At 41.7% G+C, this 7,667-nt stretch carries 8 protein-coding genes; all 8 read right to left on the bottom strand.

What is annotated here, in order from left to right; translation table 11 throughout:
- Nucleotides 1-742 (bottom strand): fumarate hydratase (locus VM640_RS16060; RefSeq protein WP_325394034.1); only part of this gene is annotated, 742 nt, incomplete at its 3' end.
- A 42-nt stretch (nt 743-784) separates the two neighbouring features.
- Nucleotides 785-1,537 carry a succinate dehydrogenase iron-sulfur subunit gene (sdhB, locus tag VM640_RS16055; RefSeq protein ID WP_325394032.1) on the bottom strand — a complete coding sequence of 251 codons (753 nt, stop codon included), beginning with the start codon at nt 1,535-1,537 and terminating at the stop codon, nt 785-787.
- A gap of 23 nt (nt 1,538-1,560) precedes the next feature.
- Nucleotides 1,561-3,297, bottom strand: a complete 1,737-nt coding sequence (sdhA, locus tag VM640_RS16050) for a succinate dehydrogenase flavoprotein subunit (protein WP_325394030.1) — start codon at nt 3,295-3,297, stop codon at nt 1,561-1,563.
- Between the two features lie 16 nt (nt 3,298-3,313).
- Nucleotides 3,314-3,919, bottom strand: coding sequence for a succinate dehydrogenase cytochrome b558 subunit (locus tag VM640_RS16045; RefSeq protein ID WP_325394028.1), 606 nt, complete (start codon nt 3,917-3,919; stop codon nt 3,314-3,316).
- 371 nt (nt 3,920-4,290) lie between these two features.
- Nucleotides 4,291-5,982 carry a sigma 54-interacting transcriptional regulator gene (locus VM640_RS16040; protein ID WP_325394026.1) on the bottom strand — a complete coding sequence of 564 codons (1,692 nt, stop codon included), beginning with the start codon at nt 5,980-5,982 and terminating at the stop codon, nt 4,291-4,293.
- 455 nt (nt 5,983-6,437) lie between these two features.
- Nucleotides 6,438-7,058, bottom strand: coding sequence for a sodium:solute symporter family transporter (locus tag VM640_RS16035; protein ID WP_325394024.1), 621 nt, complete (start codon nt 7,056-7,058; stop codon nt 6,438-6,440).
- 219 nt (nt 7,059-7,277) lie between these two features.
- Nucleotides 7,278-7,490: a hypothetical protein gene (locus VM640_RS16030; RefSeq protein ID WP_475394584.1), complete on the bottom strand. Its 213-nt coding sequence runs from the start codon at nt 7,488-7,490 to the stop codon at nt 7,278-7,280.
- A gap of 42 nt (nt 7,491-7,532) precedes the next feature.
- Nucleotides 7,533-7,667 (bottom strand): fumarate hydratase C-terminal domain-containing protein (locus tag VM640_RS16025; protein ID WP_325394036.1); only part of this gene is annotated, 135 nt, incomplete at its 5' end.

Genomic DNA, 7,667 nt, shown 5'->3' with positions numbered 1-7,667 from the left:
AAGCCGTGTTTACCCCACCAAACCCTTGCGGTCCAATTCCCAGCTTATTGATCCGCTCCAGCAATTCCTCTTCGATCTTCGCTAAACGCTCTTCTTTATTATGAACGCCTACATCACGAGTAAGGGATTTCTTCGCTAAATACGTCGCTTTCTCCATATTGCCACCGACACCTACGCCCACAATAATCGGCGGACAAGGATTTCCTCCCGCTTGATCCACGGTATCCACCACGAACTGCATCACTCCCTCCAAACCATCGGAAGGTTTAAGCATTTTTAAAGCCCCCATATTTTCGCTCCCCGCACCCTTCGGAGCAACTATAATATGAAACTCATCCCCAGGTACCAGGTCATAATGAATAATCGCCGGTGTATTATCCTTCGTGTTGACACGCTCAAAGGGGTCATTAACCACCGATTTACGGAGATAGCCCTTTTCATAGCCCCGACGCACCCCTTCATTCAGGGCATCGGTTAACGCTCCACCCTCGATATGCAGGTCCTGCCCCAGTTCGACAAAGATGACCGTCATACCCGTATCCTGGCACATCGGTACTCGCTCTGCATGGGCAATCGTCGCATTTTCGATGAGACGTTCAAACACTTCTTGTCCTAGAGGAGACTTTTCCGTGGTCAAACCTTTTTTAAAGCTTAACATTACATCCTCGCCCAGGTCATAGTTCGCTTCGATGCAGAGTTTTTCCACGGCATTAATAATCGCGTTGACATCAATTACTTTCATTTTTTCATCCTTCACCCCACAAAAATACCTATATATTTAGACTTATTTGGCCAACCAATGATTTATCGCGAATTTATTAACATCTTTATTTAAAGCTGCTATGCTCGTCGTCAGCGGAATTGCTTTAGGACAAGCTCGCACACAGTTTTGGGCATTTCCGCAGTCTGCGATACCTCCATCATCTAACAGTGCCTGTAAACGTTCATGCCGATGCATTTCGCCTGAGGGATGAGCATTAAATAGTCGAACTTGGGAAATTGCTGCTGGCCCAATAAATTCAGAACGGGGATTAACTTGAGGACAAGCTTGCATACAGCAGCCACACGTCATACATTTAGATAGCTCATAAGCCCATTGCCTTTTAACTTCAGCTATCCGTGGACCTGCTCCAAGATCATAAGTACCATCAATATCGATCCAAGCATGGACTTTTTTCAAATTTTCGAACATCAGTGTGCGATCAACCATTAAATCCCGAACCAAGGGAAATTTGGTGAGGGGTTCAAGGACGAGAGGCTGAGCAAGCTGATCAATGAGGGCTGAGCAGGCTTGACGCGCCTGACCGTTAATAATCATCGTACATGCACCGCAAACCTCTTCTAAGCAATTGCACTCCCACACTACTGGATTCGTTTTTTGTCCTTGAGCATTCACTGGATTTTTTTGGATGTCCATTAAACACGAAATAACGTTCATGTTTGGACGATAGGTAATATCAAATTCTTCCCACCGTGAGGACTTATTCGGCCCATCTTGACGGCGAATTTTTAATCGTATGTTTTTTTGCGTTGACAACTCTTTCCCCTCCTCTGCTTATCCTATTTATCTGAAGCGTAATTCCGTAGACGCGGTGGAATTAAGGAAACATCTACTGGTTCATAACTAAACTCAGGCCCATTTGGAGTCCATGTCGCCAGGGTCGTCTTCAGCCAATTTTCATCATCACGATCGGGATAATCCGGCTTATAATGCGCTCCACGACTTTCATTTCGTCTTAATGCTCCTAAGGTGATCACCCGAGCGATTTCTAACATATTCCACAATTGCCTGACCATCATAGCGGCTTGATTACTCCAACCTATATCGTCAATTAAACTAATGTTATGCCAACGTTTCATCAGCTCTTGAAGTTTAACATCCGTTTCGACTAATTTGTCATTATAACGAACGACGGTCACGTTAGCAGTCATCACATCCCCTAACTCTTTGTGCAATTGATATGGATTCTCCGTTCCTTTCATATTAAGAATTTTAGCCCATTTTTCTTCTTGACGCTTTTTCTCTTCCTTAAAGGCGGATCCATCAGCCATAGGTGTTTTAATTTTATTCTTTTTGATGTATTCAAGGGTTTTTGGTCCAGCGACCATTCCTCCATAGATTGCGGATAGTAGGGAATTCGCCCCTAAACGATTCGCACCGTGATATTGATAATCGCATTCTCCAGCCGCAAAAAGTCCAGGAATATTCGTCATCTGGTCATAGTCAACCCATAATCCACCCATGGAATAATGCACACCAGGGAAAATCTTCATGGGGACTTTTTTCGGATCGTCACCCACAAATTTTTGATAAATCTCAATAATACCGCCCAGCTTTACTTCTAATTCCTGAGGATCGATATGGGAAAGATCAAGGTAGACTTTGTTTTCTCCGTCAACACCCAAGCCCATGTCAAAAACGACTTGATATATGGCCCGAGTAGCAATATCCCGGGGAACTAAGTTACCATAAGATGGGTACATCTCTTCAAGGAAGTACCAGGGTTTCCCGTCTTTATACGTCCAAATACGTCCGCCTTCTCCTCGAGCGGACTCAGACATCAAACGGAGTTTATCTTCGGCTGGAATGGTTGTGGGGTGAATCTGAATAAACTCACCATTGGCATATTTAACCCCTTGCTGAAAGAGAGCCGAGGCGGCAGATCCTGTATTAATCGTCGAGTTTGTGCTTTTACCGAAGATCATACCTGAGCCTCCAGTGCAGAGAATGACCGCATCTGCCGCAAAAGCCTCAATCGACATATTTTTCATGTTTTGGGCTATTATCCCTTCGCAGGCACCGCCATCAAGTACTGCAGATAACAATTCCCATCCTTCATATTTTTGAACAAGTCCTGTAACTTCGAAGTGACGAACTTGCTCATCAAGCGCATAGAGGAGTTGTTGACCTGTCGTTGCCCCTGCAAAAGCAGTCCTATGATATTTTGTTCCACCAAAACGTCTAAAATCGAGTAGTCCTTCAGGTGTCCGGTTAAACATGACTCCCATGCGGTCCATTAAATGAATAATTCCGGGTGCGGCCTCGCACATTGCTTTAACTGGAGGCTGGTTAGCAAGAAAATCTCCACCGTAGACACTGTCATCAAAATGAACCAAAGGTGAATCTCCTTCACCTTTGGTGTTGACCGCACCATTAATCCCACCTTGTGCACACACGGAGTGAGATCTCTTGACTGGAACAAGCGAGAATAAATCAACGGAAGTCCCTGCTTCAGCCATTTTAATAGTTGCCATTAACCCGGCAAGCCCACCCCCGACAACGATTACTTTGCTCATTTCTGATCTCCTTCCTTTATCTCAAAAATGCTGATAAATCAGCTAACCCAACTACAGTTAAGATAACGAATATCACGGCGCAAGCATAGCTCCACTTTTGTTGAGCAATCTGCCCGACGGTAATTCCCCAAGTAATTGCAAATGTCCAAAGGCCATTTGTGAAGTGGAAAATAGCGAGAACAATACCTAAAGCATAGAAAATCAAGCCCAAGGGATTCGCGACAAAGTGTTGGAGTGCAGCAAAGTTGGCCTCACCAAAACGGAGCATCCAAACATGAGCAAGAACAAAAACAACGGTATAAACACCGGAAATTCTCTGGATGATATAAAACCAGTTACGCGCGTACTTGTAACGTAACAGATTGCTTTGACCAGTATAGACAACCCACGCTCCATAGACCGCATGAAATGCAATGGGGATAAAGATCACAACCAGTTCAACGACAAATATTCCCGGAAAATTTCTCATGCCCTCGATGACCTTGTCATATTGGCTCGCTCCAAGCTGAGCAGATAGATTTAATGTCAAATGAAACATGAGAAAAATTCCAATAGGTATAAGTCCTAATAAAGAATGCACCCGCCGAATTAAGAAATGATACGGACGTTGTAAAGTATCCATGAAAATACTTCTCCTCTCTTCACTCTCTGTTTAATCATTTTTTCATTTTTCTATGGGAAGCCTATCCTAAAATACCCCCCTACTTTTTCTCCTTTTTGGAAATTGAACTATACGTTCTTTGAATTATACGAATTGCAAGTTCTATGCCAACTTGGTTGAAATTCGTGAATATTCTAAATTTTATATTATGATTGGCTTTGCAAACAAAAAAGCCTACAGACTGTAGGCTTCAACATCCGATTACATATCGATCGATCTAGTTCTTTCTGAAGTTTATGAAGACTTGATCGGTTTTCTTGAACTTAATAGAGTTTCCCATATTTTAATTTCTAGCAATTATATCTAAAAATTAAAAATTCTTTTTTTACATTTTAAAGGATCTTTATCTTATTGTATAGCGTAGCTAAGGAGATATTTAAAGTTTGAGCTGCCTTCTTTTTCCCTTCTACTGAATCTCCAAAGCGTTGTAACGCCAGACGGATCATTTTCTTCTCAAGTACATCTAAAGCCATGAGTTCCCCAATTTTCTTCTCTGACCGATCACCCACATTAATTTCGATTAAACTCATAAGTTGTTTCAGAGTTATTATATCTTCTTCCACAGAAACCATGGCCCGTTCGATCACATTCTGAAGTTCTCTGACATTTCCTGGCCAATCATAACTCAACAGAAGCTGCTCGGCCTGTGTATTCATTCCCACAACTTGTTTGCCAAACTTACGATTTAATTTCGTAATATAGGATCGGGCATAGGCAGGGATATCTTCTTTATGCTGACGCAGTGGTGGCAAGCGTAATTCAACCACATTTAGACGATAGAAAAGATCTTCGCGGAAATTTCCTTGTTTAACCATCTCTCGTAAATCACGGTTCGTTGCTGCAATCACACGGACATCAACCTTAATGGTCTGAGTCCCCCCAACCCGTTCAAATTCCATGTCTTGAATAACCCTTAAGAGCTTAGATTGTAGGTAAGGATTCATATCCCCAATCTCATCCAAAAAAATAGTCCCACAGTTAGCCAGTTCCATTCTTCCCATTTTCGTCTTGATTGCTCCCGTAAATGCTCCTTTTTCATGTCCAAAGAACTCGCTTTCCAACAGGGTTTCTGGAATTGCTGCACAATTAACCTTAATAAAAGGTTTATCTCTTCTTGAACTAGCACTGTGGATAGCATGAGCAAAGAGTTCTTTTCCTGTACCACTTTCTCCCAGAATCAATACCGTAGAGTTATTTTTTGCTGCTTTTCTCGCTAAATTTATAGAATGTACGAAATTGGGATGGCTTCCTAGGATGTCATCAAAAGTGAAAGAACTAGTTGATATTTGATTAATTCGACTTTGTAACTCTGTAATGACCTGGTTAGAAGCTTGGAGTTGCTCCATTGTTTTATAAATATCCGTGAGTGGTTGAAAGACCACGACTCCTGCATCGATCTTCCCGTCAACAATTATGGGGGATGCATTGGAGACAACTTCCACATTACATCCGCCTACTTTGGCGCGATGAGCAAAAATCGGTTCATGAGTCCTTAGAGTACGAGCTAAAGCTCCATCTGATGAAACTTCAAAGATATTTTGCCCGATTCTCTGTTGGGCAGAAATACCTGACACTCGGCTAAACGCCGGGTTGACATACCTGATAATACCATCCGTTCCAGCTACTTCAATGGCCTCCTGCACTGAATTGAGGATGGCATCTAGTTTTCCCTGTAAGCGTTTTATTTCGGATAACTTCTCTTTTTCCTCAATGATATGCATCATCAGATTGGCACCTTCGGCTTCCATGACCGAGGTATCACATGATTTTAATTTTTCTATCCTTTGCTGCACCTCTGATAACCCAGTGGCTTCGATAATGAGCTGCATTTTTTGCTGGCAAAACTCTTCAATCGAGCTACTAGTCTGGATTTCATCACGATGAGCAATCACAATTCCGGGTGCTTCGTCCGAAATATCGCAAACCATAACAATTTCAACGTGTTCAATCCCTTTTAGGGTTTTATAAATTGACGTTCCTCCTCTACCTGCACCGATAATCCCCACACGGACTTTTTGAGACACAGTAACCCCTCCCCGATTTCTATTTCTACAGACAGTTGAAAGTTGTATAATTTTTATAGTTATTTGAATATTCGGCACATACTGATTATTCTCCTTTCTCATTTCTAAGAATATTCAATAACTCGGCGACTTAGTTCTAAAAATAAAACTAGCGTAATACCATCCATTGGTTGGTTAGTAGTTAGAATTCAAGGAATTTTTGAAAATCTTTATAGAACTGTTCAATAGAATGTTCATGAGAGGAAGTGCTTCTTTGTATTTCTAGTTAGTTTGAAGTGCGACTCGTCTGGACACCCCTTCTTTACCCAGACTGCGCATAATAAGGAATAACTAGGGTTATGACAATAGTCCTAAGCAATTTATCAAAAAAGGCAGCTCTTACTTTACAAAAAGAGAACTGCTTTTTTAAATCTACAAAAATACTAAATCATGATTGTTAGTGATACCTATCATTTCTACGAGGATATCACTTTATCTCTAGCCCTCACGCTATAGTGAGATATTACCCAATTTACAATGAACATTGCTATAGTACCAGAAAAGCTGCTTAAGGCTCCTGCTTCCATAACATTAGAAATAAAGAATCTGAAAATTATTAGATAAGAACCTACGCCGACTAGAAAAGAAAAAATCGCCGCTACTCGATGGGCCTTAGGCATAAAAATTCCTGCTATGAGTGGACCAGCAACCCCTGAGAGAACCCCATTAATTCCGATCCATACCAACGAAGTCAATGATTTCGGCTGACTCAGAGCGATGCTCACGGCTACCACGCCAACTACCCAAATGCTTATTCTTCCTACCAACAGGCTGAAATCCTTACCGTCACTCTTTTCTGATTTTCTAAAGATAAGATGACTCCCCTTGCGGTATAAATCATTCGATATGACAGCCGAAACAGATACAAAGAGAGCATTAACCGTTGTGAAGGCAGCGGATACCACTGCTAGAATGACGAGAGTAACGAAACTATTAGGGAATATAAGTTTTAGAAATTCCGGCAGTACCATATCCGGTTTGGCGACGACAAGGCCTTGAGCAACGACTAAATCTTGAACTCTTAGAGCTGTTCGCACAATGTCCCTAATGCGGTTCAATCCCTTAATTTTGGAGTCATAGTCCCTTATTCTCCTTGTTTCACTGAATCTCACTGAGATGCATTTTTTGAGTTAGACTTGATATGTGACCCCACGTCGGATGCTTCAATCGTCATGCGTGGCGCACAAAAAAACGGTTTAGAATAATAATTCTAAGCCGTTTTACAATACACTTTTACTCAAATGCCAAATAAAACCTTATCTTGTTTCTTGAAGTTTCCTGACTTTCTCAAAAATTTCTACCGGATCCATCTTTATACGAGCAACCCCGCTATCCATAGCCGCTATACTTACTGCTACGGCAACAGTCGGAGCTAATCTTGGATCGAACGCCTTAGGTACAATATAATCGGTATTGAGTTCGTCATCAGAGACCAAACTGGCAATTGCATAAGCAGCAGCAATTTTCATTTTTTCATTTATCTATCACACATAATCACATTCTTATTATATTTATATTCTCCGATACTCTGCCTTTCCTAGTTCATATAAATTATTCCCCTCGTGATCAATAAGGACCATCACGGGGAAATCCTTGACCTCAAGTCGGCGTACTGCTTCTGGACCCAGTTCTGGATACGCAATCAC

Origin of the sequence: Desulfitobacterium sp., assembly GCF_035539115.1 — a bacterium.
Classification (GTDB): Bacteria; Bacillota; Desulfitobacteriia; order Desulfitobacteriales; family Desulfitobacteriaceae; genus Desulfitobacterium_A.
This window is presented reverse-complemented; position numbering and strand designations above follow the sequence as displayed.

Excerpts from the sequence above, each read along its gene's own strand:
- VM640_RS16045 (WP_325394028.1), bottom strand. The coding sequence starts at position 3,919 with ATGGATACTTTACAACGTCCGTATCATTTCTTAATTCGGCGGGTGCAT.
- sdhA (WP_325394030.1), bottom strand. The coding sequence starts at position 3,297 with ATGAGCAAAGTAATCGTTGTCGGGGGTGGGCTTGCCGGGTTAATGGCA.
- VM640_RS16030 (WP_475394584.1), bottom strand. The coding sequence starts at position 7,490 with ATGAAAATTGCTGCTGCTTATGCAATTGCCAGTTTGGTCTCTGATGAC.